We start from the raw sequence: 24,574 nt of genomic DNA, 5'->3' as shown, positions 1-24,574 counted from the left end.
AGCAAAGGCGGCACCGGGCCAGGTGCCCGCGCCGCGTCGGGCGGGTGCGGCCCGGGCCGGTCGGGCGCAGGCGGTGACCCACGGGCACGACCGCCGCCAAGGGCGGCACGGAGCCCGCCGCCAAGGGCGGCACGGAGCCCGCCGCCCCGCACGACCGCCGCCGTACGACGCAGGGCCCGCCGGCTGACCGGCGGGCCCTGCGGTTGTCGAAGGTCAGACCAGGCGCACCCGGGCGGCGCGCAGCCGGGTCAGGGTGCGCTCGCGGCCGAGCACCTCGAGGGACTCGAAGAGCGGCAGCCCGACGGTACGGCCGGTGACCGCCACCCGGACCGGGGCCTGCGCCTTGCCGAGCTTCAGACCACGCTCCGCGCCGACCGCCTCCAGGGTGGACTTCAGCGTCTCGGCGTCCCAGGACTCCAGCGCCTCGAAGGCGGCGACCGCCGCGTCCAGCAGGTCGGCGGCGCCCTCCTTCATCGCCTTGGCCCAGGCCGCCTCGTCGATCAGCGGGTCGGCCAGGAAGAGGAAGTCGACGTTCGGCACGATCTCGCTGAGCACCGCGATCCGGGTCTGGGCGAGCGGCGCGACCGCGGCGAACGCGGCGGCGTCGAACTCCTCCGGCTGCCACGGCGGCGGGGCGATGGTGTCGGTGCCGGTCAGCCACGGCTGGCAGGCGGCGACGAACTCCTCCACCGGCAGGGCCCGGATGTACTCCCCGTTGAACGCGCGCAGCTTCTTCTCGTCGAAGAACGCGGGGGAGGGATTCACCTCGTCGAGCCGGAACTCGTCCTCGATCACCGACCAGGGCACGATCTCCCGGTCGCCGGACGGGGCCCAGCCGAGCAGCATCAGATAGTTGCGCATCGCGCCGGCGAGGTAGCCCTCGTCCCGGTACGCCTCCAGGGCGACCTTGTCGCGCCGCTTGGACAGCTTCTGCCGCTTCTCGTTGACCACCACCGGGACGTGCGCCCAGATCGGCGGCTTGACCCCGAGGGCGTCCCAGAGCAGCTGCTGCTTCGGGGTGTTGGGCAGGTGCTCCTCGGCCCGGATCACGTGGGTGATCCCCATGGTCATGTCGTCGACCACGTTGGCCAGCAGAAAGACCGGCGACCCGTCGCCCCGGGCGATCACGAAGTCCTCGATCAGCTTGTTCTCGAAGGTCGGCTCGCCACGGATCAGGTCGACCACCACGGTCTCGCCCTCGTCGGGCGTACGGAAGCGCAGTGCCCGCCCCTCGCCGGCGGCGAGCCCCCGGTCCCGGCAGAAGCCGTCGTAGCCCTGGTACTGCGAGCCGGTACGGGCCTGCACGGCCTCGCGGGTGCAGTCGCAGTAGTACGCCCGGCCGGCGTCGTGCAGCCGCTGTGCGGCGGCCCGGTGCTCCCCGGCGTACGACGACTGGAAGTACGGGCCCTCGTAGCTGCCCCGCTCGATGCCGATCCAGTCCAGCGCCGACAGGATGCCCTCGGTCCACTCGGGGGAGTTGCGGGCCGCGTCGGTGTCCTCGATGCGGAGCACGAACACCCCGCCCTGCTGCTTGGCGTAGATCCAGTTCTGCAGGGCCGAGCGGGCGCCGCCGACGTGGAACATACCGGTCGGGGAAGGGGCGAAGCGTACACGTACCGTCACGCCCCCAGCCTACGGCCGCCGCCCAGCGGATAACCGAGGGGGCCGGTCAGGGCACCGAACGGATCTTGAGAACCAGGGCGCTGCCGAGCAGGGTGACCGCCGCGGTGACCGCGTAGAGGGTGGGATAGCCGCCGAGGTGGACCACGATCGGGGCCGACAGCGCCGGCCCGAGCACCTGCGGCGCGGAGTTGGCGATGTTGATCACGCCGAGGTCCTTGGCCCGGTCGGTGGCGGCCGGCAGCACCTGGGTGATCAGCGCCGCGTCCACCGCCAGATAGACGCCGTAGCCCGCGCCGAGCAGCAGCGCCGCGACGACGGCCATCGGCCAGGTCGGCGCCACGGCGAGCAGCAGCGCCGCCACCGCCATGATCACGCCCGAGGTGATCACGAAGACCTTGCGCCGGCCGGAGCGGTCCGACAGCCGGCCGGCGACCACGGCGGTGAGCATCATGCCGAGCGTGTAGAGCAGGATCAGCACCAGCAGCCCACCCTCGGGGTCGGCCACCCGCACCCCGTCGGTGAGGAAGTACAGCAGGTAGAGGGTGCCCAGCGCGTTGCCGGTCTGCACCAGGAACCGGGTGAACCAGGCCCAGGCGAAGTCCGGGTGCCGGCGCGGGCTGATCCACATCGAGGCGAGCAGCCCGCGCAGCCGCAGCGCCGACCGGTGCTCGCGCGGCAGCGGGTCGTCGGCGGTGAGCAGCGCGAACGGCAGCGACAGCAGCAGCATCACCCCCGCGATCGCGGCGTACCCGGCGGCGTTGCCGCGGACCAGCGCGGTGACCAGGACGGCACCGACCACCAGGCCGAGCGCCTGCGGGATGCCCACCCAGCCGGAGACGCCGCCGCGCTGGGCGACCGGGACCCGGTCCGGGATGGCGGCGGTCAGGCTGGCCAGCATCGCGTTGAAGCAGACCTGCGCGGCCACCCAGCCGACGGCCACCCCGGCGACGGTGTCCTGCCGGGCCAGCAGCACCAGCGCGACCGCGCCGAGCACCGCGCCCGAGGCGGTCCACACGTGCCGCCGGCCGAGGTGCCGGTTGGCCAGCCGGATCACCGTCCGGTCGGACAGCGCCCCGGCCAGCGGGTTCGCCAGCACCGCCGCGAGCGCCCCCAGCCCGGTGACGACGGCGAGCATGGCCTCCTTGTCGCCCGGCGCGATCCGCTCGATCTGCTGCGGCAGCAGCACCTGGATCGGGGTGAAGAAGGCCATCCAGACGCCCAGGTTGGCCGCGAAGATCAGCGCGATCCAGCTGCGCCGCACCGGCACGGTCGGCTCCGCGAGCGCCGCCGGCAGCGACGCCGGCGTCGGGTCCACCGTGGTCATCGCCGCGCGATCCGGTCGCGCAACCAGGTGTACGACGACTTCGGGGTACGCCGTTGGGTGGCGTAGTCGACGTGCACCAGACCGAACCGCTTGGTGAACCCCTCGGCCCACTCCCAGTTGTCCAGCAGCGACCAGACGAAGTAGCCGGTCACGTCGACGCCGGCGTCGATCGCCTCGCGGACCGCGCGCAGGTGCCCGTCCAGGTAGGCGATCCGCTCGGGGTCGTGCACCCGGCCGTCGGCGTCCGGCACGTCGTCGTACGCGCAGCCGCTCTCGGTGACCTGGATCGGTGGCAGCCGGTCGCCGTACCGGCCGCGCAGCCCGACGAGCAGGTCGCGCAGCCCGTCCGGGGCGACCGGCCAGTCGAAGGCGGTCCGCGGGTAGCCGTCGAGCGGGACGATCTCGAACGGCAGCGGGGCGTCGGCCTCGGCCGCGCGGATGCCGGTGGGGCTGTAGTAGTTGACCCCGAGGACGTCGACCGGGGCGGCGATCACGTCCAGGTCGCCGGCGCGGACCGCCCCGGCGTCGAAGCCCGGCACCTCGGGATAGCCGAGCCCGAGCAGCGGATCGGTGAAGAGCCGGTTGTGCAGCGCGTCGTACGCCACCCCGGCGGCCCGGTCGGCGTCGGAGTCACCGAGCACCCGCACCGGTGAGTAGTTGTTCGCGATCGCCACCGGGCTGGCGCTGCGGGCGCGCAGCGCGGAGACCGCGAGCCCGTGGGCGAGCAGTTGGTGGTGGGCCACCGGGAAGGCGCCGAAGAGCAGCACCTGACCGGGGGCGTGCACGCCCATGCCGTGTCCGAGGCTCATGTGGATGAACGGCTCGTTGAGGGTGATCCAGAGCCTCACCCGGTCGCCGAGGCGGGCGGCGACCAGGTCGGCGTACTCGGCGAAGCGGGCGGCGGTGTCCCGGGCGAGCCAGCCGCCCGCGTCCTGGAGGGACTGCGGCAGGTCCCAGTGGAAGAGCGTGGCGACCGGGTCGACGTCGTGGCGCAGCAGCTCGTCCACCAGCCGGTCATAGAAGTCCAGCCCCGCCGCGTCGGCCGCCCCGGTGCCGGTGGGCTGCACCCGCGGCCAGGCGATCGAGAACCGGTACGCGGACACCCCGAGCCCGGCGAGCAGCGCGACGTCCTCGGCGTACCGGTGGTAGTGGTCGCAGGCGACGTCACCGGTGCTGCCGTCGGCGATCCGGCCGGGGGTGTGGGCGAAGGTGTCCCAGATGGACGGTCCCCGGCCGTCGGCGCCGGTCGCGCCCTCGATCTGGTAGGCGGAGGTGGACACCCCCCAGCGGAACCCGGCGGGGAACTCCGGCATCGACGCGGTGGTCATTCGCCCTCCCAGAAACGCGAAGCGTGCTCGCGACTCTAGGGTGCCGACCGCCGATACGCCATAGGCCCGCGAGTGCCGGCGGCGCAAGGCTTTTCGGCGTGTCTTTGCCGAACCCGTCCGGGTAAGTCCGATTTACCGCATAGAGTGCGGAATATCTCGGATGTGTCCTTAGTGGGGGAAAGACAGAAATGATCCTCGTGGAACGCAGTGCCCACGTCATGGCGCCGATGGAAGTGGTCTGGGACGTCGTGCAGCGGGCCGAGCAGTTGCCGGCCTGGCTGGCCGGGGTCCGCGCCGCCGAGGTCCTCTCCGGGGAGGGCTTCGGGCGGCGGCAGCTCGTCCAGGCCGGGCGCGGCTCGGCGCACGAGGCCGAGGTGATCGCCTACCAGGAGCCCACCCTGATCGGCTGGCGCGAGCGGGCCAAGGGGGCCGGTGCCCGCGCCGAGGCGCGCACCGAGATCTACGTGCAGCTCACCCCGGACGAGGAGGAGGGCGGGACCGTCGTGCGGCTCATCGTCGTACGCTGGCCCGCCGGCCCGGTCAAGGCGGCCCTGCTCCGGCTGGGCCTCCGTCGGGTCGGCGCCGACCTGGAGGACTCGCTGGCCCGGCTGACCGACCTGGCCGCCGTCGGTTGACCGGCCCGTCCCCGGCGCCACCCGCGACGACGATGGTCCGGCGTTCCCGCCAGGAACGCCGGACCATCGCCCCACCCCACCCCACCCCACCCCACCCCGACACGGTTGATCATGGAGTTGTGGCGCCCGATCCCGAACTTACGCCCCTTTTGTCAGCCGCCACTACTCCATGATCGACGCGCGGGGCGGGGCGGGGCGCGGCGGGGTGGGTGGGTTGGGGTGGGGAAAGGGCCCGGCGTGGGGTGCGCCGGGCCCTTTTCGCGTACGAGCTAGCTGTCGCCGCCGGTCTCACCGACCGGGGCGGCGTTGACGTCGTCCAGCGCGTACTTCTTGGCGGCCTCGGCCGGGACGTCGGCGGGGACCACGCCGCGGAGCGCGAGCTGCCGCAGCGTCGCGACCGCGACCGACTCGGCGTCCACGTGGAAGTGCCGGCGCAGCGCGTGCCGGGTGTCCGACATGCCGAAGCCGTCCGTGCCGAGCGAGGTGTAGTCGCCCGGTACCCAGCGGGAGATCAGGTCCGGCACCGCGCGCATCCAGTCGCTGACCGCGACCTTCGGCCCGTCGGCGTCGGCCAGCTTCTGCTGGATGTACGGCACCCGCTGCTCGCCGCCCGGGTTGAGCAGGTTGTGCTCCTCGCACTCCACCGCGTCCCGGCGCAGCTCGGTCCAGGAGGTCACCGACCAGACGTCGGCGGCCACGCCCCAGTCCTCGGCCAGGATCTCCTGCGCCTTCAGCGCCCACTGCATGCCGGTGCCGGAGGCCAGGATGTTGGCCTTCGGCGCGTCCCCGTCGACGGCGGGGGCGGGGGAGTAGCGGTGGATGCCCTTGACGATGCCCTCGACGTCCACGCCCTCCGGCTCGGCCGGCTGGAAGATCGGCTCGTTGTAGACCGTCAGGTAGTAGAAGACGTTCTCCTGCGTCTCCCCGTACATCCGGTGCAGGCCGTTCTCCATGATGTGCGCCAGCTCGAACGCGAACGCCGCGTCGTAGGCGACCACCGCCGGGTTGGTCGCGGCGAGCAGCAGCGAGTGCCCGTCCTCGTGCTGGAGGCCCTCACCGTTGAGCGTGGTCCGGCCGGCGGTCGCGCCGAGCACGAAGCCCCGCGCCATCTGGTCGGCCGCCGCCCAGAACCCGTCGCCGGTGCGCTGGAAGCCGAACATCGAGTAGAAGATGTACAGCGGGATCATCGGCTCGCCGTGGGTGGCGTACGCGGTGCCCGCGGCGGTGAACGACGCCACCGAACCGGCCTCGTTGATCCCCTCGTGCAGGATCTGCCCGGTCGTGGCCTCCTTGTACGACAGGAACAGCTCCCGGTCCACCGAGGTGGCCTTCTGCCCGTGCGGCGAGTAGATCTTCGCCGTCGGGAAGAGCGAGTCCATGCCGAAGGTGCGGGCCTCGTCCGGGATGATCGGCACCCAGCGCTTGCCGAACTCCTTGTCCTTCATCACGTCCTTGAGCAGGCGGACGAAGGCCATCGTGGTGGCGACCTTCTGCTTGCCCGAGCCGCGCTTGACGTCGGCGAACCGCTCCTTGCCGGGGATCGCGAGCGTCTTGCGGGCGGTGTTGCGCGACGGCAGGTAGCCGCCGAGCTGCTGCCGCCGCTCCCGGAGATACTGCATCTCGTCGGACTTCTCGCCCGGGTTGTAGTACGGCGGGAGGTAGGGGTTCTCCTCCAGCTGCTTGTCCGGGATGTCGAGGTAGAGCCGGTCGCGGAAGAGCTTCAGGTCCTCCAGCGTCAGCTTCTTCATCTGGTGCGTGGCGTTCCGGGCCTCGAAGTGCGAGCCGAGCGTCCAGCCCTTGATCGTCTTGGCCAGGATCACCGTCGGCTGACCGGTGTGCTCCATCGCCGCCTTGTAGGCCGCGTAGAGCTTCCGGTAGTCGTGCCCGCCCCGCTTGAGGTTCCAGATCTCGTCGTCCGACAGGTGCTCGACCATCTTGCGGGTCCGCGGGTCGCGGCCGAAGAAGTGCTCCCGGACGTACGCCCCGGACTCCGCCTTGTAGGTCTGGTAGTCACCGTCGGGCGTGGTGTTCATCAGGTTCACCAGCGCGCCGTCGGTGTCCGCCGCGAGCAGCGGGTCCCACTCCCGGCCCCAGACCACCTTGATGACGTTCCAGCCGGCGCCCCGGAAGAACGCCTCCAGCTCCTGCATGACCTTGCCGTTGCCGCGGACCGGACCGTCCAGGCGCTGCAGGTTGCAGTTGATCACGAAGGTGAGGTTGTCCAGCTCCTCGCGGGCCGCCACGCCGATCGCGCCCAGCGACTCGACCTCGTCCATCTCGCCGTCACCCAGGAACGCCCAGACGTGCTGCTGGGAGGTGTCCTTGATGCCCCGGTGGTGCAGGTAGCGGTTGAACCGGGCCTGGTAGATCGCGTTGAGCGGGCCGAGACCCATCGAGACGGTGGGGAACTCCCAGAAGTCCGGCATCAGCCGCGGGTGCGGGTACGACGGCAGCCCGCCGCCCGGGTGCGACAGCTCCTGGCGGAAGCCGTCGAGCTGGCTCTCGCTCAGCCGCCCCTCCAGGAACGCCCGCGCGTACATGCCGGGGGAGGCGTGACCCTGGTAGAAGATGTGGTCGCCGCCGCCCGGGTGGTCCTTGCCCCGGAAGAAGTGGTTGAAGCCCACCTCGTAGAGGGACGCCGAGCTGGCGAAGGTGGAGATGTGGCCGCCCACGCCGATCTCGGGGCGCTGCGCCCGGTGCACGAGCATGGCGGCGTTCCACCGGATGTAGGCCCGGATCCGTCGCTCGATGTGCTCGTCACCCGGGAACCACGGTTCCCGCTCCGGCGGGATGGAGTTGATGTAGTCGGTGGTGGTCAGGGACGGCACCCCGACCTGTCGCTCGCGGGCCCGCTCCAGCAGGCGCAGCATGACGTACCGGGCGCGCTTGGTCCCGCGCTCGTCGATGACACCGTCGAGCGACTCGACCCATTCGCCGGTCTCTTCAGGGTCGATGTCCGGAAGCTGGCTCGGCAGACCAGCGGTGATCACCGGGCGCTTGCGTTCCGTAGCCACAGGCGTTCCCTCGGTTGTGTGTGGGATAGGTCTCTAGCGCCATCCTGCCCCCTCGTGGCGCCAGTCGTCACCTCTGGCTCCCCCAGACGCGACGCTCAACACAGGTACCCACCAGTAACTTTGTCCGTCGGCGGCGCCCGGCCCGCTACGGGAGAATGGGCCGCATGCGCAGTGAGGTGATCACCGTCCAGACCGGGTCCCGGCCGACCGTCCGGGACATCACCGCCGAGGCCGAACGGTTCGTCTCCGGGCAGGGCGACGGGCTGCTGCACGTCTTCGTACCGCACGCCACCGCCGGGCTGGCGATCATCGAGACCGGCGCGGGCTCCGACGACGACCTGCTGCGCGCCCTGGACGACCTGCTGCCCACCGACGACCGCTGGCGGCACCGGCACGGGTCGCCGGGGCACGGCCGCGACCACGTGCTGCCCGCCTTCGTCCCGCCGTACGCGACCCTGCCGGTGCTCGACGGGCGCCTCGCCCTCGGCACCTGGCAGTCGATCTGCCTGGTCGACACCAACGGCGACAACCCGACCCGCAAGGTCCGCTTCTCCTTCCTCCCCGCCTGACCGACCCCTCCCGACCCCGGTGACACCAGGTGGCAGCCGGGCCCCGGTCGTCGCCGTTCGCCGGACAGTCGCCCCGTCGACGGGACGTACGATGGGGGTCATGGCGCGGTCCGTCCCCACCGAGGCTGCCGGGGCGGACGACCGCTCCGATGTGGCCGGGGACGCCGTGCGCCGGATCCTGCACGTCGCCGCCGCCATCCGGCACCACCAGGACGTCGAGATCGCCGGTCTGGGGCTCACTCCGGCGACCGCCCGGGCCCTGCACGAGCTGGACCCGGACCGCCCGCTGCCCGCCCGCGACCTGGCCGAGCAGCTGCACTGCGACCGCTCCAACGTGACCGCCCTGGTGGACAAGCTGGAGCAGGCCGGTCTGGTGGAACGGCGGGTCGACCCCACCGACCGGCGGCAGAAGACGCTGCTGGTCACCGACGCCGGCCGGCGGACCCGCGACCGGGTGCACCGGGTGATGTCCGACTCCCGACTCCTCGACGGACTCAGCACCGCCGACCTGGCCACCCTGCGTGACCTGGTCTGGAAGGTGTCCGACGGCGGCTGCCCGGAGCGGTGCGACGCGGACTGAGCCGGCGCGGACGAAACGTGTCCGACTGGGCGAGGTGCCCCTCCGTCGGTAATGCTGTCCGACGTGACCACCCCGCAGGATCTCGACGACCGGCTCCGGGAGGCGCTGGCCGCGCTCGCCGGCCCGGCCGAGCGGCGTGACCCGGCCGCGCCGCTGCGCACCGGCACCGGACTGACCGGCGCGCAGGCCCTGGCCCTCTTCGACGCGCAGGTCACCAGCCGACAGCTGGACCTCGCCGGGCGCTGGCTGCGCAGCTTCGGCGAGGGCTTCTACACCATCGGCTCCGCCGGTCACGAGGGGAACGGCGCGGTCGCCGCCGCCCTGCGGCCGACCGATCCGGCCCTGCTGCACTACCGCTCCGGGGCCTTCTACTGCCTCCGCGCCGCCCAGGCCGCCGGGACCTTCCCCGCCGCGTCGGCCGGCGAGGACGACGAGGGTACGGACGAAGCCGACGTCGCCGTCCCGCCGGATGCCGCTGAGCACCGGTCAACGGAAGCGGGTGAATCCGTCCGGGAGGCGCTGGGCGTACCGGTGGAGGCCGACGACACTCCCGCCCGGGAGCCGCTGCGGGTGCCGGCCGCCGTCGCCGCCCCGAGCGTGCCGGTCGGTGCCGGCGTGGCCGTGGACGCCGCCGGTGAGGCCGTGGTCGGGGTGCCGGTGGCGGCACCGACAGCCGAGGGGCCCCACCGGACCGGCCGGGAACCGGGCCGACCCGACGGGGACGCGGACCGCGACGTCGACGGTGGTGACGCGAACCGGGATGTCGAGGACGCGTACACGGAGGCGGCGCGGGACGTGCTGCGCGGGATGGTCGCCTCGGCGCGGGAGCCGATCGCCGGTGGCCGGCACAAGGTGTTCGGCCGGGCCGACCTGGCCGTCATCCCGACCACCTCCACCATCGCCTCGCACCTGCCCCGGGCGGTCGGTCTGGGGCTGGCCCTGGAACGGCTGCGCCGCGGCGGGCGGCGGACCGGCCCACCGGTACGGATCGGCGGTGGCGACCGGCCCGTCGACGGACCCTGGCCGCCGGACGCGATCGTGGTCTGCTCCTTCGGTGACGCATCGGTCAACCACGCCGGTGCCACCGCCGCGTTCAACACCGCCGGCTGGTACGACCACACCGGCCTGCGTATCCCCGTGCTGTTCGTCTGCGAGGACAACGGCCTCGGCATCAGCGTCCGGTCGCCGCAGGGCTGGGTGGCGGCGACCCTGCGGTCCAGGCCGGGGATCCGCTACTTCGCCGCCGACGGCGGCGACCCGGTGGAGACGTACCGGGTGGCGGGGGAGGCGGCCGAGTGGGTGCGCCGGCACCGGCGGCCCGCCGTGCTGCACCTGACCACCGTGCGGCTGATGGGCCACGCCGGCGCGGACGCGGAGACCGCGTACCGGAGCACGGCCGAACTCGCCGCAGACGCGGAGCGGGACCCGCTGCTGGCCACCGCGCGGCTGCTGGTCGCCGGCGGCGTCGCCACCGGCGAGGAACTGCTCGCCCGGTACGCCGAGCGCGGCTGGCAGGTCCGCCGAATCGCCGAAGAGGTGCTCGACGAGCCGAAGCTCGCTTCGCCGGCCGAAGTGGTGGCGGCGCTCGCCCCGCGCCGCCCCGCCCGGATCGCCCGGGCGGTGGCCGACGCGGCGGCCCGGGCGGCCGGGCCGGACTCCGCCGCGCGGGTCGAGCTGTTCGGCGGCAAGCCGCCGGAGCTGGCCGGCCCGCTCACCCTGGCGCAGAGCGTCAACGCGGCGCTCGCCGACGGGATGCTCGACCATCCGCACCTGGTGGTCTTCGGTGAGGACGTCGCCGCGAAGGGCGGGGTGTACGGGGTGACGAAGGGGCTGCGGGACCGGTTCGGTCCGGCCCGGGTCTTCGACACCCTGCTGGACGAGACGTCGATCCTCGGGCTGGGCCTCGGCGCCGGCACGGCCGGGATGCTGCCGGTGCCGGAGATCCAGTACCTGGCGTACCTGCACAACGCCGAGGACCAGCTGCGCGGCGAGGCGGCCACCATGCAGTTCTTCTCCTCGGGGGCGTTCCGCAACCCGATGGTGGTGCGAGTGGCGGGGCTGGCCTACCAGGAGGGGTTCGGCGGGCACTTCCACAACGACAACTCGGTCGCCGTACTCCGGGATGTGCCGGGGCTGGTGATCGCGGTGCCGGCGCGGCCGGACGACGCCGCGCCCATGCTGCGGACCTGCCTGGCCGCCGCGGCGGTGGACGGCAGCGTCTGCGTCTTCCTGGAGCCGATCGCGCTCTACCACACCCGCGACCTGTACACCGAGGGCGACGGCGAGTGGCTGGCGGAGTACGCGGAGCCCGGCGCCTGGGCGGCCGGCCACGTCCCGATCGGTCGGGCCCGGGTGTACGGGGTCGGCTCCGCCGAGGACGTCACCATCATCACCTTCGGTAACGGGCTGCGGATGTCGCTGCGGGCGGCGGCCACCCTCGCCGACGAGGGCGTCGGGACCCGGGTGGTGGACCTGCGCTGGCTGGCCCCGCTGCCGGTGGCGGACATCATCCGGGAGGCGTCGGCGACCGGCCGGGTGCTGGTCGTGGACGAGACGCGCAGGTCCGGCGGGGTGGGTGAGGGAGTGCTCGCGGCGCTGGTCGACGCCGGCTACGTGGGGGCGGCGCGCCGGGTGGCCGCAATCGACTCGTTTGTACCATTGGGTCCGGCGGCCGGTCAGGTGCTGGTCTCCGAGGAAGCAATCACCCAGGGTGCCCGTACGCTCCTGGCACGGTAAATTCCGTTCCACCCGGTGCGCCACTTGCGCGGGGAGCCACAACTGTGTGGACTTGGCCCGACGGCGTCGCTGAGACGCCGCGAGCAGGGATGAGATGAGGAGGCACGCGACAGTGAGCGCGACCGCTGGTCAGGCCGCCGACGGGGTACGCAGCCTGGCGGACCGGTTCGGGATCGAACCGGGGATGGTCGTCATGGAGATGGGGTACGACGAGGACGTCGACCAGGATCTCCGGGACGCCCTGACCGACCGCTGTGGAGAACTGGTCGACGAGGACACCGACGAGGTGGTCGACTCGGTGCTGGTCTGGTACCGCGAGGGCGACGGTGACCTCTTCGAGCTCCTCGTCGACGCCCTCGGCCCGCTGGCCGACAACGGCGTGGTGTGGCTCCTGACCCCCAAGGCCGGCCGGGACGGCCACGTCGAGCCGAGCGAGGTCGCGGAGAGCGCGCAGACCGCCGGCCTCCAGCAGACCTCCACGGTCAACGCCGGCGTGGACTGGAGCGGCGCCCGCCTGGTGCTGCGCCGTGGGTCCAAGGCGAAGAAGTAGCGGTTGTGGCAGGCTGATCATCTCCACCGACCCGATTCGAGGAGCTCGCATGCCCGTCGAGGTTGGCGCCGAGGCGCCGGACTTCGTGCTCAAGGACCAGAACAACCAGGAGGTCCGGCTCTCGGACTTCCGGGGCAGCCGCACCGTGCTGCTGGTCTTCTACCCCCTCGCCTTCACCGGCATCTGCCAGGGTGAGCTCTGCGAGGTGCGGGACAACCTCAACGAGTACGTCAACGACGACGTCCAGGTGCTGACCGTCAGCGTCGACTCGGTCTACGCCCACAAGATCTGGGCGGACCGGGAGGGCTACCAGTTCCCGCTGCTGGCGGACTTCTGGCCGCACGGCGCGGTGGCCCAGGCGTACGGCGTGTTCAACGACGTCGCGGGCATCGCCAACCGGGGCACCTTCGTGATCGACAAGGCCGGCGTGGTCCGGTTCGCCGAGATGAACATGCCCGGCGAGGCGCGGGACCAGCAGGGCTGGCGCAAGGCCCTCGCGGAGGCCGTCGCCGCCTGATCCCACCCCAGGCACGCCGTTGCACCGGGTCGGCGGCCGGCAGGTAAGCTTGCCGGTCTCCGGCCCGCCACGACGGGCGTTCCGGGCGCGTAGCTCAGTGGGAGAGCACCCGCCTTACAAGCGGGGGGTCGCAGGTTCGAAACCTGCCGCGCCCACCACGTACCATCAGCCTCGGCTCGGGCACCACCTGTGGGTACGCCCGACGGTCACCGCCGCTCGGGCGCGTGCCGGTTGCTGCCGCTGTCGCTCCGCGGCCCTCGCCCCTGATGCCCGGCGGCGGGCGCGGCCGGCGGGGAGTCGGGGCCGCCGATGCGAAAGGACCCAGCCCGAGAATCGTGCCGGGCTGGGTCCTTTCCACCAATGGAACGCGTGCCTGCTAGTACATGTTGACGGTCGGCTGCCAGGTGTCGTAGGTCTTCCGGATCTTGAACCAGTGGACGCGCCAGGAGGAGTTCCTGAGCACCGTGCAGCCCCCGCCATAAGGGTCGATAGTGTTGGTCGACGTGCCGCTGCCTTCCATCAGGTATGCGGCCTGGACACTCTTACCGTCATTCGTGTTGTCGCAAATTTCGAGCACTGACTTGGTGGAGCCACTGGTGTAGTTGGTGGCGCACGCCCGGTCGTAGCCGATGTACGAGCACTTGGTCGTGTCCGCGTAGGCGACGCCCGGAATGGCGATTCCGGTGAGCACCAGGGCGGCGGAGAGCGCGGAGGCTTTTGCCGCGCGGCTGAGCGTTGTCTTCATCGTTCCCCCGTCTTACGACATTGCGTCACGCAATGTGACGCGTTCAGATGCATGGATATTACCCAGGCCAATGCTCTGGGTCAACGCTCCAACTCGGGATCACCGAAAAGGCCGGATTCGGCACGGAAACCCCCCATGGTGGCCACCTCAAGAAGAATCGGCGGCGAGGCCGGAATCAGCCAAAGCGGGCCTGGCCGGCTCCTGCACCCGAAGTCACCGCGACCGCCCGGGCCGGCATTGCCGGTGGGCGGGCCTGCGGTGATAGGTGCACTGCATGCCCGTCACGGCCTGGTCGAGGGCGGAGAGATCTGCCCACCTGGTTGCCGGCAGTTCTGCCTCGGCTCTATCTGAATTGCGGGCCGCCGGCAATCCTGCATCGGGGTGATCTTCATGCCCAGGCGTAGACCGCTCCGCTGCATCCTACGTTTCTCTCGCATACGTGGAACCAGTCCACACCGGCACTGAAGGCGCCACTTCCACCGCCTGAGGCGCTTCCATTCGGATCGCCAATCTGGCGGGTGGTCCCGTCGAACACGTATCCACCGTTACTGTCGGCCTCTTTGTCGTGAACCGTCACATAGGTGTGGTCGGAGGATGCGGTGGCGTAGTCGGATCCGTGGAAGGTGATAGCAATATGTGCTTGTGCTGGCGAGCCCCCGACCGCCAGGACGAGGGGAACGCCAGCGATGGCGGCCAGGGGCAGCCGAAGCTTTTTGGCGGACGCATTCGATCCTTCTTTCGACAAACGCGTAGGCCGGAGAGTGGTGATCGGCCTAGGCTGCGCGGGTGAGTTACTGGGGCACGGTGGTGGTGGCGCGAGCCCAGGGGTTGCTGGTCGAGCAGGACGGCATGACCGGTTTCGGTTACCGCCATCGGTGGCTGCGCGAGCTGGGCGACGAGTGGCAGTTGGTGGAGACCCAGGGGCGGAATGATCCGCCGGATCTGCTGGGGTCGTCCGAGGCGATGGTGGCGTCGACCGGCCACCCGGTCTTCGCCGCGTACGTCAGCGACGGCGACTGTGCCGTGATGTGTGCGGCGGCACCGGGAGCGGTGGGGCCGTTGACGCACCTGTGGGACGTCAGCGGGCCGTGCGGGACGTACCGCCATCAGCCGTGGGGCAGGCCCGAGCCGGTCGGCCGCAGCGTCGACGAGGTGGTCTCGGAGCTGAGCAGGTGGTCTGCTGCGGCCGGTTTGCGGGCGGACGCCCCGGCGCTGCGCCAGGTGATCACGCACGAAGAATCCGCGAGCCGGCAGCCGGTCGACGACCTGTTGTTCGACCTGGTGAAGGCGCTGGGGGTGGCCCGGATCGGTCGTACGCTGCCGTGGGCGTTCCCGATCGAGCGTCGACCGTTCGCCCTGATCACGGATCCCCTGGGACTGGCGACGAGGGCATGGTCGAGGTCGGTGTACCGGCAGGCCGAGCAGGAGGACGGCGAGGCGCCGGAGCCGGCGCAGCCGTGGGAGCCAGCCGCGATCGCGCTGGAGAGAGAGCTGTGGGCGTCGCTCTACCACCCCGGCGTGGACCTGCCGGCCCTGGTGCGCCGGGTGGCCGAGGTGCAGGCCGCGTACGAGGCGGTGGGCGACCGTGGCGGGCGAGCAGCGCGGGACCCGGACCGGCTGTTCGAGTCCCTCTTTGCCGGACTGGTGGACGGCACCGTGCAACCGGACGACCCGGAGGACTCCGGCCGCCTGTGGGCGGACGAGCGGGCGACCGGGTGACGGGGTGACGGTGTGAGCCGCTACTCGTAGCCGCTCGCCATCACCAGCAGTTCGCCGACAAGTTGCCAGGTCGGCTGATCAGGCAACACCCGTCCCTGGTTGGCGTAGCGGCCGTCGATGTCGTCGAGAGACCGCGCGAGCGCTCCGAGGAACGACTCCAGGGTGGCGTTCTCCCACTCGTCGGGGTGTGTGACCAGGTCTTCGAGCATGTCGTCGACGAGGTCGGCGATGTCCCGCCGGGTCGCGGTGGCCGGCGGATCGTCTACCTCGGCGAAACGGCCGTAGGGCTGATGTCTGGACATGGGTCCATCCTCGCGCGCTGCGGTCGTCGAGCTGGAGCGGGCCGGCTGTCGGCGAGAGGTCATCGCCACGCGAGGAACCGGCCGTTCGGTTGGCATCGAGGACTTCTCGGATCACCTACCGTCACTTCCATGATCGACCCCTACCAGGTACCCCAACCGCCGGAGCGGCGGACGCTGCGAACCGTGCTGGTCGTCGTCGGCGTGGTCGTCGTGCTGTGCTGCGGTGGCGTCGGCGTCGGCGGCTTCTTCCTGTACAAGGGGATCAAGGGCGCTACGGATCCGGCTCGGCAGGCCGCCGAGTCGTTCGTGAGCGACCTGGAGGCCGGCGATGCGGACGCGGCGTACGGACTGTTGTGCAGGGACACGCGCGCCAGGTACCCGAGGGACGGGTTCGCCCAGGGCGTCGCCAAGCAGCCGAAGATTCGCGGCCACAAGGTCAACGGCGTCAACGTCTCGAGCGTCAACGGCCGCACGTCGGCGACGGTGACCATGGCCCTGACACTGGACAGCGGCTTCACCGACCGGCACGAATTCATGCTGGTGAAGGAGGAGGGGGCCTGGAAGGTGTGCGGCCAGCCGTACTGAGCCCGCATGCACCGGGCACCTGAGACCGGACAGCCGGCCGCACACGATGCCGCGTGTGAGGGGTTATGAGGGCGCGGTCCGCTCGGTAGCGTTGACGGGGCGGCGGCCCGGGTGCCGATGGGTGCATCCCGAGCTACGAGGAGGTTCGGGATGGAGTCCTTGCCGGAACTGACCTTCGGGCAGCGCTTGAAGGTCTACCGGGAGCGGTCCGGGAAAACCCGCGCGGTGCTCGGCGGGTTGGTTGGCCGGAGCGCCGAGTGGGTCAAGGCGGTGGAGACCGATCGGATCCTGCCGCCGCGCATTCACATGCTGGATCGCATTGCGCGTGCCCTGAAGGTCGACGTGTCGGTCCTGGCCGGGGAGTTGAGTGACCGGTCTGCCGTGGTGAACGGGCCGGAGCATCCCGCGCTCGGGTCGGTCCGAGACGCGGTGAACCGCTTCCGGCCGTCCGTCGAGGCTCCCGCGGAGTCGGTGACCAGTCTGGGGGAGCGGCTTGCGGTGGCGTGGCGGGCCCGCCATCAGGCGTCGGATCACCGTACGGTGCTGGGCGGGTTGTTGCCGGGGCTGTTGCGGGATGTGCAGCGCGCCGCGCTGGCGTACGAGGGTGACGAGCGTCGGCGGGCACAGGCGCTGCTGGCGGAGACGCTCGGGTTGACGCAGATGTTCCTCGCCTACCAACCCGCCGCCGAGTTGTTGTGGCGCGTCGCGGATCGGGCGACGGTGGCGGCGCAGGAGTCCGGCGATCCGGAGGCGGTGGCGTGCGCGGGCTGGTTCCTGTGTCAGGTGCATCGGGACGCCGGTGACTGGGACACTGCGATGGCGGTGACGCTGGATGTCTTGTCGGCTGTGGAGCCGCAGGTGGCCGACGGGAACGCGAACCTGCTGGCGCTGTGGGGTGCGTTGAACTTCGAGGCCGCCTACACCGCCGCTCGTGCCGGTGAGGAAGGGCGGGCCTGGCGGTACTGGGATCGCGCCGACGCGGTGGCGCAGCGCCTGCCGCAGGATTTCTATCAGCCGCAGACATCGTTCTCGCGGGTCATCATGGGCGCTCACGCGGTGACGGTGGCGGTCGAGTTGCAGAAGTCGGGTGAGGCGTTGCGGCAGGCGCGCCGTCATGATTCGGCGGCGATTCCGTCGAGGCCGCGCCGGGCACGCCATCTCATCGAGGTCGCGCGGGCGCACTACGGCAAGGACGACAAGGAAACGGCCGTCGCGATGCTTCGGCAGGCGTACGACTCGGCTCCGGAGACGATCCGCTTCAACGGGTACGCCCGTCAGATCACCTTGGAACTGCTCGACGGGCCGCGTTCCACCCGCGACGACGCTCGTGACCTCGCGGTGAAGGTCGGCCTCCTGTCGTGATCCAGGGGTAGGAACCGTACCCGTTCTGCTCCGCCACCGACCGTAGCTTCTTGCTCACGGGATGCGGCGGGCGGTGCGGGTTTCGCCTGGTCGTCGCGTCCCTCTCAGTTTCGAGGGCAAGGGGCCGCCCTCGTGATCGACGAGGGAGGGTACGTGCGCCGCGTCTCGTATGACGAATACCTTTCGGCCGCTGCACTGACTCTCGCGCGCAGGCATCGGCCAGTGTGGTCGTGGCAGCTCTGGCGGCGGATCTGTCGCTGCGGAGCCGATCTGCCCTGCCATGCCCGCCACCGCATCCCCATCAACCGTGGCCACTGGCCCGGCGAGGAGACGCCGTGACGGACGCCCATGAACAGGTGATTCTCTCCGTACACATTCGAGGGATGGACGGCATGTGCGTCGGCTGCCGGGCGTGGTGGTCGCGGCTGGCCCCGTACCCGTGCTGGCAGGTGGAGTGGGCGACCAGCCGCACGGCCCGGACGAGCACCGCCCGGTTCCTGGGTGGTGTCCGGTGACCACCCACGGCCCGGTGCTGCCGGTCTGGAGCTGCGGAGGCTGCGGCCTGCCCTGGCCGTGCCCCACCCGGCAGTGCGAGTTGCGGGCGGAGTACGCGGATGTGCCGGTCTCGCTGGCCCTCTACCTGGCCGCCCAGTTCGTCGACGCCGCCCGGGACCTCGCCCACGTCCCCGCCGGCCACCCGCACCACCGGTTCGTCGGCCGGGCCCGATGAGCATCCTCCGGCGCGGCGACGAGAAGTTCCACTACAGCGATGGCTCGCACCGGTGGGTCCCACCGGACCCGGACCACGACCAGGAGGTCTGGGACGAGCAGGTCCGGCAGCACAAACTGGGCCACCTGAGAAACCAGCAGCCGACGGTCCGCATCCAGCGCCTCGTCTGATGCCAGCAGTACCGCGCTCAGCCCGCCGAGGCGCCCCGGCGGAATGCGTTCAGCGTTCGGCGGTTGGCGTGGTGGACGGCTGGCTGAGCCCGTAGAGCTGGTCGAGGTCGTTCGGGGTGCCGGAGGCGACGAGGACGTGCTGATGGATCCCGTCGGGAATCTGCCAGACGTTCGTCACCTCGGTCAGAGTCGCTGCTCCCACCACGGATCGCGGGGGTCGGCCCAGGGGTTGGCCAGCGTCCGGCTGAGGAAGAGATCATCGGCCGCGTCGACGGCGCGTCGCAGCTGCCGTGCCGCCCGTCGAGGTAGCGCCCCCAGGGCGATGTCCAACACCTCCCGATGGTCCAACGTGCAGCCGCAGGGGCAGCCGCCGAAGTCCTCCCGGAGCTGGCGGGCCGGACCGCGCGCGGTGTCGGTCCAACCGTGCAGGGCGCGATGGATGTCACCGGGGCGGAGCCGACTGTCCCGGCGTTCCAGCCGGACGATGTCGGCGACGATCTTGCCGGACATCCCGGGCAGGTGTGCGCGGGACTCGTGCATCCGTCGGCGCCCGGGTTCGGCGGCGCGGAGCGCCGCAGGCCGCTTACGCGGCACGGTCCCTTCGTCGTGAAGCCATGCCGGGAGTCTGCCACAGACGCGCGTCCCTCACGCTGCCGTTCGGGCGGCGCCGAACCACCGGGCCAGCGCGACCTCGAGGGTCTGCTGGTCGTCGCCGACCCACGCGACGTGCCCGTCCGGCCGGAGCAGGACCGCCGGCACGTCCGGCTCGTCGCCGGTGTCGGCGACGAGGTCGACCCGGTCGGCCCAGCCGTCCACCGCGAGCCGTCCCGTCCGGTCCAGCAACAACCCGTTTCCGGTACGCAGCAGCTCGAACAGCCGCCCCTGCTTCAGCGGTACGTCGGCCAGCCGCCGCCCGAGCAGGGCGTGGCCCTCCCCGAAGTCGTACCGGACGCCGATCGCGGTGATCTTCTCGATCAGGAACTTGTTGACGTCGTTGAAGTCCATCAGCTCCGCCAGCAGCCGCCGAACCGCCCGCGGCCCCGGCTCGTTGGTCATCAGCTGCATCTGGGCACGGGTGTTGTGGAGCACGTCGGTGGCGACCGGATGCCGCTCGGACTCGTAGCTGTCCAGCAGGTCGTCCGGCGCCCAGCCGTCGATCGCCGCCGCCAGCTTCCACCCCAGGTTGAACGCGTCCTGGATGCCGAGGTTGAGCCCCTGCCCACCCGTCGGCGGGTGGATGTGCGCGGCGTCCCCTGCCAGGAACACCCGCCCGACCCGATAGCGCTCGGCCTGCCGGGTCGCGTCGCCGAAGCGCGACAGCCAGCGGGGGGAGTGCACGCCGAAGTCGGTGCCGGCGTACTTGCGGAGCTGGCGCTTGAACTCGTCGAGCGTCGGCGGCGCCGAACGGTCCTCGGCCACGCCCTCGGCCGGCACGACCACCCGGAACACCCCCGGCGTGCCCGACGGCCCGAGCCCGAACCGGATCTCGGTCTTGCGCACCTCGGTCATCACCTCGGTGATCTGCTCCTGGGACGCCGTCACCTCCAACTCGCCCAACAGCGTCTCGATCCTCGACGGCTCGCCGGGGAACCCGACCCCGAGCAGTTTGCGCACCGTGCTGCGCCCACCGTCGCAGCCGACGACGAAGCGGGCTCGCAGCGGCGGCGCGGTGGCGTCGTCGAGCCGGACGGTCACGCCGTCGTCGTCCTGCGCCAGCCCGACCACGGCCCGCCCGCGCCGGATCTCGGCTCCGACCTCGGCCGCGTGCTCGGCGAGCAGCCGGTCGGTGAGCGTCTGCGGAATGCCGAGCACATATCCGTGGGCGGTGTCCAATCCGGTGGGAGCGGGCTTCTGGATGCCCGCGAAGAATCCGTGAATCGGATACTGCTTGCCGTGCGCGAGGAACCGTTCCAGCAATCCTCGCTGATCCATCACCTCGATGCTGCGTACGTGCAGCCCCAGCGACCGCACGTACGGCGGCAGCTCGGGCTCCTTCTCGAGTACGAGCACGTCGACACCGTGCAGCCGCAATTCGCTCGCCAGCATCATGCCGGTCGGCCCGCCGCCGACGACGATCACATCGAACATGAATTCCCCCATGGTCTGCCGATTCTGCGTTCGGCCGCCGATTCTGCCCCCCGATCGGGGTCTTGCCGCAAGCCCCGGAGTGCGGTATATGTTGATAGTGGCAAGGAGTTCTCCTCCTTGCCTTTCTTGTTTCCCGACGGGGATGCCGGGGTCCGCACAGTCGGTGGATACTGCGTTCGTGGATCAAGGACGCCAGATCGCCGAGCGGATGTACGACGCGTTCAACCGCCGGGACGCGTCGGCCGCCGAACGCATCTTCGCCGCCGGCTTCTACAGCCATCCGTTGCAGGCCACCGGCTGGGAGTGCGTGCAACGGGCCTGGCAGCGGATGTGGGAGCAGCATCCCGACCTGAAGGTGGAGCTCAAGGAGCTCGTTGCGGACGGCCGACGAGTGGCGACCCGGACCGAGATGGTGGGCTTCGCCGACGGTTCGGCGGCGACCATGCTGGAGATGTTCGCCTTCGAGGGCGATCGGATCGTCGAGCTGTGGGGCCTCTCCGCCAGGCCGCAGGCGAAGCCGGAGAGCTCCGCCGACACGCGCTTGGCCACCTGAGAGCGTGTGCGAGAAGGCCGTTGTACCAGGCGGCGTACGGGGTAGGCGCGATTGCCGCCATTGACGCGGCGGTGGGTGCTACCTTGCCGTCCCAGTCTCGTTGAGGGGGTTGCGATGGAGTGGACCGAGGATCTCTCGATTCCGCTGGCGCAGGGGCGGACAGTCGCTGACCTGGTAGATGTCACGCTGTCACTCATGCTCAGGAACGCCTCCGAGGAGGAGGTCGAAGGTGTTCTCGGTGCGGAGTTCGGGCTTTCCGCCGACGACGCGGAGTTCGCCTGTGAGCGCACGGGTGGTGGGCTGGTGCGGGCCGCCACCCGCAATCCGCAGAACTGCCCGCCTGCCGACAAGGATCCGGTGGCCTGGGAGAGCTTCCAGCGCGGAGTGCGGGACCCGTCATTGATTGCTCGCATCTATCCGCAGTTCGCGTCCTAGCAACGACGGACGAAGACGTTCGCAGGTCAAGACCGGGGCAGGCCAGTGCCGCCGCAGGCTCGACGGCGGCGGTCGGGGCGGACGAGCGGCAGGCTGCGGCCAACCCGCATCCGATCAGGAATCGAGAAGCGACGCGGGTGCCGGCGGCCCTACCGTTTCTCTCAGGTCCGGCACCTCGCCGGGCCCTGAGCGTCGAAAGGCGGCCCGAGATGTCCGCGAAGAATGCCACCAGCGAGTCCGAGGGCTTCAGCGCCGAGGAGCGCGCCGCGATGAAGGAGCGCGCCGCCGAGCTGCGCGCCGAGGGCAAGAAGGGTGCCAAGAAGGCCGACGAGCTGCAGGCCGTCCTGGACCGGATCGCGCAGATGGCGCCTGCGGACCGGGCGCTCGCCGAACGCGTGCACGCGACGGTGAGCGCCAACGCCCCCGAGCTGTCGGCGAAGACCTGGTACGGGATGCCCGCCTACGCGAACGCCGCCGGCAAGATCGTGATCTTCTTCCAGGACTCGGGCAAGTTCAACTACCGCTATTCGACCCTGGGCTTCCAGGACGCGGCGAACCTGGACGACGGCGACCTGTGGCCGGTGTCGTACGCGCTCAAGCAGTGGAGTCCGGAGGTGGAGAAGCGGATCGCCGAGCTGGTGCGGGCGGCGGTCTCCTGACCGGCGCTCCACGACGTCGCGGTGTCGGCGGGTATCCGATTGCGGGTGTTCGCTGCTCGGCGGCCTGCTGGCCCGCTACCGGCCCGGGACCGGCGTCGTTGGATCACGGGGTGCCGTGACGTACTGGACTGACCCGGTCGCCCCGGTGTCGAGCGCAGTCCTGGAACGGAAGCACCCACATGGCCGTGATCGTCGAGCCCAGCGCGCCGCCGCGCACCGAGCGGCGGCGGAACTGCTTCGACGCGCTCCGGCTGCTGGCCGCCCTGTGTGTCCTGGTCCAGCACGCCACCGCCCACCTCGATACGGGGTTCCTCTGGCTCGGGCACGGTCACGGCCTGTGGTTCTACGACGGGGTGATGGCGTTCTTCATCCTCAGCGGCGGCATGGTGTACGCGTCCGCCGAACGGTGCCGCCGCGACGGGCGGCCCTACCGGGAGTACCTGCGTAACCGGTTCCTGCGGATCGTGCCGGCGCTCTACGCGTACCTCGCGGTGATGGTGGTCGCGCTGCTGGCGCTGCGGGTCGTTCCGCTGGGCGCGGCGCACAGCACGCCGTTTCTCGCCTGGGCGACCAGCAACCTGGCACTCTTCCCGGTCTATCACCCCGCCCTCTTCCACGGCTTCGGCAGCGGCGTGGTGAACGGCAGCCTCTGGACCATCCCGGTCGAGGTCAGCTTCTATCTCCTGCTGCCCGGCCTGGTGTGGCTGGCGCACCGGGTCGGCTTCCGGGCCATGGTCACGGTCGCCTTCACCGTCGGCGTCGCCGGGACCGTGCTGCTGGCCGCGCTCGGCGGCGAGACGACCGAGCGGCTCGACGCGAAGCTGCTGGCGGTGACGTGCTGGCCGTGGCTGGCCGTCTTCGTCGTCGGCATCGCCGCCGCTCGCGTCTGGTCGCGGCTGCCGCAGCACTGGACGCTGGCCGTGGCCGCCGTGCTGCTCTACCAGGCCGCCAACCTGGGGCGTCAGCAGGTCGGTCCGGCCTGGGCCCCGGTGGTGGCCGTCGCCGCCGCGCTGCCGCTGGCGTACCTGCTCTTCTGGGTCGGCCACCACGGCCCGGCCGTGCTGCGCCGCACCACCGAGCGGATCGGTGACCTCAGCTTCGGCGTCTACATCTGGCACATGCCCGTGGTCAACCTGCTGCTCTGGTCGGGGATCGCCGGGCAGTTGCACGGCACCGCGCTGGTCACCCTGGCCATCGCCCTCACCGGGATGATCGCGTACGCCTCGTGGCACCTGGTCGAGAAGCCCGCGCTGCGGCACAAGCGCTACAGCTCCCGACCAGGGGCGCTTCCGGCGGCTGACCTGGCTGCGCCGGTCGGGGCGGGCGGCGGTCTCCTGACCGACGGTGGTCACGACTCCGCCGCGGGCCGGGCGCTGCGGAAGGTGCGGCGGTAGGTGTCCGGCGAGACCCCCACGGTGCGGTGGAAGTGCCGGCGTACCGTCGTCGCGGTGCCCAGGCCGGCCGCCCGGGCGATGGCGTCGATGCTCAGGTCGGTGTTCTCCAGCAGCTCCTGGGCGCGGCGGATCCGCTGGGTCGACAGCCAGTGCAGCGGGCTGGTGCCGGTTGCCGACCTGAAGTGGCGGGCCAGGTTGCGTGAGCTCATGTTCGCCCGACGGGCCAGGTCCGCCACGGTCAGCGGGCGGTCCAGCCGTTCCATCGCCCAGGGGAACAGGTCGGCGAGCGGATGGTCGTCGCGGGCGGGCACCGGGGTGGTGACGAACTGGGCCTGGCCGCCCGCGCGGTGCGGCGGCACCACCAGGCGGCGGGCGACGGCGTTGGCGACCGTCGCGCCGTGGTCGCGGCGGATCAGGTGCAGGCACAGGTCGATCGCGGCGGCTTTGCCGGCGGAGGCGAGCACGCTGCCGTTGTCGACGTAGAGCACGTCCGCGTCGACCTCCACCCGGGGGAAACGGGCGGCCAGTGCTTCGGTGTGCGCCCAGTGCGTGGTCGCCCGCAGCCCGTCCAGCACCCCGGCGGCGGCGAGCACGAACGCGCCGGTGCAGAGCGAGACCAGCCGAGCGCCCGCCTGGTGGGCCGCGCGAACGGCGTCCAGCAGGTCGGGCGGCACCTCGGCGTCGATGTCCGCCACGGCCGGGACGATCACGGTGTCGGCGCGGGCGAGGCGGTCCAGACCGTCGTCCGGTTCCAGCCGGAACCTGCCGACCCCGACCGGGCCCGGACCGCAGACCACGAGGTCGTACCACGGGTCGGCCAGGCCGGACGGGTCGCGGACGAAGACCTCGCAGGCCATGGCGAGCTCGAAGTGCAGCATCCCGTCGGTGGCGGCGAGCGCGATGGTGGCCATGTCCGAAACTGTACGGGGGATGGCGTTCCGGACACTCACGCCGGC

The 24,574-nt window shown here is 71.4% G+C and carries 26 protein-coding genes and 1 tRNA gene; 17 read left to right on the top strand and 10 right to left on the bottom strand.

Translation table 11 applies throughout. The annotated features are described in order from the left end of the window. Nucleotides 1-213: 213 nt before the first annotated feature. Genes gltX through MRQ36_RS05270 form a run of 3 tightly spaced genes read right to left on the bottom strand, consistent with a single transcriptional unit; the run spans nucleotide 214 to nucleotide 4,275 of the window. Entirely contained in the window at nucleotides 214-1,623 is a 1,410-nt protein-coding gene (gene gltX, locus MRQ36_RS05280) for a glutamate--tRNA ligase (RefSeq protein ID WP_308194781.1), read from the bottom strand. A gap of 46 nt (nucleotides 1,624-1,669) precedes the next feature. After that, entirely contained in the window at nucleotides 1,670-2,947 is a 1,278-nt protein-coding gene (locus MRQ36_RS05275) for an MFS transporter (protein ID WP_242793318.1), read from the bottom strand. Further along, nucleotides 2,944-4,275 carry a GH1 family beta-glucosidase gene (locus MRQ36_RS05270; protein ID WP_242793316.1) on the bottom strand — a complete coding sequence of 444 codons (1,332 nt, stop codon included), beginning with the start codon at nucleotides 4,273-4,275 and terminating at the stop codon, nucleotides 2,944-2,946. Before MRQ36_RS05270 ends, MRQ36_RS05275 begins: the two co-directional genes overlap by 4 nt. Nucleotides 4,276-4,463: 188 nt before the next feature. Here MRQ36_RS05270 and MRQ36_RS05265 point away from each other — a divergent pair, with 188 nt between their 5' ends. Further along, nucleotides 4,464-4,910, top strand: coding sequence for an SRPBCC family protein (locus MRQ36_RS05265; protein ID WP_242793314.1), 447 nt, complete (start codon nucleotides 4,464-4,466; stop codon nucleotides 4,908-4,910). A 269-nt stretch (nucleotides 4,911-5,179) separates the two neighbouring features. Here MRQ36_RS05265 and aceE read toward each other — a convergent pair whose 3' ends face one another. Further along, the gene (aceE, locus tag MRQ36_RS05260) at nucleotides 5,180-7,924 is read right to left on the bottom strand and encodes a pyruvate dehydrogenase (acetyl-transferring), homodimeric type (RefSeq protein WP_308194780.1); all 2,745 of its coding nucleotides are present in this window, start codon (nucleotides 7,922-7,924) and stop codon (nucleotides 5,180-5,182) included. Nucleotides 7,925-8,088: 164 nt separating this feature from the next. Between aceE and MRQ36_RS05255 the strand changes: the two genes are divergently transcribed. From MRQ36_RS05255 to MRQ36_RS05230, 6 genes are all read left to right on the top strand, one after another. Next, nucleotides 8,089-8,493, top strand: coding sequence for a secondary thiamine-phosphate synthase enzyme YjbQ (locus MRQ36_RS05255; RefSeq protein WP_242793312.1), 405 nt, complete (start codon nucleotides 8,089-8,091; stop codon nucleotides 8,491-8,493). Between the two features lie 100 nt (nucleotides 8,494-8,593). Continuing rightward, nucleotides 8,594-9,073 (top strand): MarR family winged helix-turn-helix transcriptional regulator, encoded by a 480-nt coding sequence (locus MRQ36_RS05250; protein ID WP_242793310.1) that lies wholly within the window; start codon nucleotides 8,594-8,596, stop codon nucleotides 9,071-9,073. 51 nt (nucleotides 9,074-9,124) lie between these two features. Next, nucleotides 9,125-11,809, top strand: a complete 2,685-nt coding sequence (locus MRQ36_RS05245; protein ID WP_242793307.1) for a thiamine pyrophosphate-dependent enzyme — start codon at nucleotides 9,125-9,127, stop codon at nucleotides 11,807-11,809. 112 nt (nucleotides 11,810-11,921) lie between these two features. Further along, the gene (locus MRQ36_RS05240; RefSeq protein ID WP_242793305.1) at nucleotides 11,922-12,359 is read left to right on the top strand and encodes a DUF3052 domain-containing protein; all 438 of its coding nucleotides are present in this window, start codon (nucleotides 11,922-11,924) and stop codon (nucleotides 12,357-12,359) included. Nucleotides 12,360-12,408: 49 nt separating this feature from the next. Continuing rightward, the gene (locus tag MRQ36_RS05235) at nucleotides 12,409-12,876 is read left to right on the top strand and encodes a peroxiredoxin (protein WP_242793303.1); all 468 of its coding nucleotides are present in this window, start codon (nucleotides 12,409-12,411) and stop codon (nucleotides 12,874-12,876) included. Nucleotides 12,877-12,959: 83 nt separating this feature from the next. Beyond that, nucleotides 12,960-13,034, top strand: a tRNA-Val gene (locus MRQ36_RS05230). A 218-nt stretch (nucleotides 13,035-13,252) separates the two neighbouring features. On the opposite strand, the gene MRQ36_RS05225 is transcribed toward MRQ36_RS05230, so the two are convergent. Then, nucleotides 13,253-13,621 (bottom strand): hypothetical protein, encoded by a 369-nt coding sequence (locus tag MRQ36_RS05225; protein ID WP_242793301.1) that lies wholly within the window; start codon nucleotides 13,619-13,621, stop codon nucleotides 13,253-13,255. 786 nt (nucleotides 13,622-14,407) lie between these two features. Between MRQ36_RS05225 and MRQ36_RS05220 the strand changes: the two genes are divergently transcribed. Then, nucleotides 14,408-15,340 carry a hypothetical protein gene (locus tag MRQ36_RS05220; RefSeq protein ID WP_242793299.1) on the top strand — a complete coding sequence of 311 codons (933 nt, stop codon included), beginning with the start codon at nucleotides 14,408-14,410 and terminating at the stop codon, nucleotides 15,338-15,340. A gap of 20 nt (nucleotides 15,341-15,360) precedes the next feature. Here MRQ36_RS05220 and MRQ36_RS05215 read toward each other — a convergent pair whose 3' ends face one another. Further along, a complete protein-coding gene (locus MRQ36_RS05215) occupies nucleotides 15,361-15,642 on the bottom strand; it encodes a hypothetical protein (protein WP_242793297.1) in 282 nt (93 codons plus the stop codon). A 129-nt stretch (nucleotides 15,643-15,771) separates the two neighbouring features. Here MRQ36_RS05215 and MRQ36_RS05210 point away from each other — a divergent pair, with 129 nt between their 5' ends. The 5 genes from MRQ36_RS05210 to MRQ36_RS05190 all read left to right on the top strand — a co-directional run bounded on the left by MRQ36_RS05210 (nucleotide 15,772) and on the right by MRQ36_RS05190 (nucleotide 18,489). After that, nucleotides 15,772-16,227: a DUF4878 domain-containing protein gene (locus MRQ36_RS05210; RefSeq protein ID WP_242793295.1), complete on the top strand. Its 456-nt coding sequence runs from the start codon at nucleotides 15,772-15,774 to the stop codon at nucleotides 16,225-16,227. 150 nt (nucleotides 16,228-16,377) lie between these two features. Further along, nucleotides 16,378-17,589, top strand: a complete 1,212-nt coding sequence (locus MRQ36_RS05205; RefSeq protein WP_242793293.1) for a helix-turn-helix transcriptional regulator — start codon at nucleotides 16,378-16,380, stop codon at nucleotides 17,587-17,589. A 176-nt stretch (nucleotides 17,590-17,765) separates the two neighbouring features. Next, nucleotides 17,766-18,104, top strand: coding sequence for a hypothetical protein (locus tag MRQ36_RS33815; RefSeq protein ID WP_374251090.1), 339 nt, complete (start codon nucleotides 17,766-17,768; stop codon nucleotides 18,102-18,104). Continuing rightward, nucleotides 18,101-18,319, top strand: a complete 219-nt coding sequence (locus MRQ36_RS05195) for a hypothetical protein (protein WP_242793289.1) — start codon at nucleotides 18,101-18,103, stop codon at nucleotides 18,317-18,319. Before MRQ36_RS33815 ends, MRQ36_RS05195 begins: the two co-directional genes overlap by 4 nt. Continuing rightward, the gene (locus tag MRQ36_RS05190; RefSeq protein ID WP_242793287.1) at nucleotides 18,316-18,489 is read left to right on the top strand and encodes a hypothetical protein; all 174 of its coding nucleotides are present in this window, start codon (nucleotides 18,316-18,318) and stop codon (nucleotides 18,487-18,489) included. Before MRQ36_RS05195 ends, MRQ36_RS05190 begins: the two co-directional genes overlap by 4 nt. A 49-nt stretch (nucleotides 18,490-18,538) precedes the next feature. Here MRQ36_RS05190 and MRQ36_RS33140 read toward each other — a convergent pair whose 3' ends face one another. From MRQ36_RS33140 to rox, 3 genes are all read right to left on the bottom strand, one after another. Then, nucleotides 18,539-18,667 (bottom strand): hypothetical protein, encoded by a 129-nt coding sequence (locus MRQ36_RS33140; RefSeq protein ID WP_278187432.1) that lies wholly within the window; start codon nucleotides 18,665-18,667, stop codon nucleotides 18,539-18,541. Nucleotides 18,668-18,672: 5 nt separating this feature from the next. Next, nucleotides 18,673-19,029 (bottom strand): hypothetical protein, encoded by a 357-nt coding sequence (locus MRQ36_RS05185; RefSeq protein WP_242793285.1) that lies wholly within the window; start codon nucleotides 19,027-19,029, stop codon nucleotides 18,673-18,675. 105 nt (nucleotides 19,030-19,134) lie between these two features. Next, the gene (gene rox, locus MRQ36_RS05180; RefSeq protein WP_242793283.1) at nucleotides 19,135-20,577 is read right to left on the bottom strand and encodes a rifampin monooxygenase; all 1,443 of its coding nucleotides are present in this window, start codon (nucleotides 20,575-20,577) and stop codon (nucleotides 19,135-19,137) included. A gap of 178 nt (nucleotides 20,578-20,755) precedes the next feature. Here rox and MRQ36_RS05175 point away from each other — a divergent pair, with 178 nt between their 5' ends. The 4 genes from MRQ36_RS05175 to MRQ36_RS05160 all read left to right on the top strand — a co-directional run bounded on the left by MRQ36_RS05175 (nucleotide 20,756) and on the right by MRQ36_RS05160 (nucleotide 23,618). Continuing rightward, entirely contained in the window at nucleotides 20,756-21,130 is a 375-nt protein-coding gene (locus MRQ36_RS05175) for a nuclear transport factor 2 family protein (RefSeq protein ID WP_242793281.1), read from the top strand. Between the two features lie 114 nt (nucleotides 21,131-21,244). Then, nucleotides 21,245-21,565, top strand: coding sequence for a hypothetical protein (locus tag MRQ36_RS05170; RefSeq protein ID WP_242793279.1), 321 nt, complete (start codon nucleotides 21,245-21,247; stop codon nucleotides 21,563-21,565). Between the two features lie 209 nt (nucleotides 21,566-21,774). Further along, complete coding sequence (locus MRQ36_RS05165) at nucleotides 21,775-22,224, top strand: iron chaperone (RefSeq protein ID WP_242793276.1); 450 nt, start codon at nucleotides 21,775-21,777, stop codon at nucleotides 22,222-22,224. A 179-nt stretch (nucleotides 22,225-22,403) separates the two neighbouring features. Then, nucleotides 22,404-23,618: an acyltransferase gene (locus MRQ36_RS05160; RefSeq protein WP_242793274.1), complete on the top strand. Its 1,215-nt coding sequence runs from the start codon at nucleotides 22,404-22,406 to the stop codon at nucleotides 23,616-23,618. Here the strand turns inward: MRQ36_RS05160 and MRQ36_RS05155 are convergent. Then, nucleotides 23,573-24,529 (bottom strand): helix-turn-helix domain-containing protein, encoded by a 957-nt coding sequence (locus MRQ36_RS05155; protein ID WP_242793272.1) that lies wholly within the window; start codon nucleotides 24,527-24,529, stop codon nucleotides 23,573-23,575. The genes MRQ36_RS05160 and MRQ36_RS05155 overlap by 46 nt on opposite strands. Nucleotides 24,530-24,574 lie beyond the last annotated feature (45 nt).

This window comes from Micromonospora sp. R77 (assembly GCF_022747945.1).
Lineage (GTDB): Bacteria > Actinomycetota > Actinomycetes > Mycobacteriales > Micromonosporaceae > Micromonospora.
The sequence above is the reverse complement of the archived record's forward strand: the minus strand, read 5'-3'. Positions and strand labels throughout refer to the sequence as shown.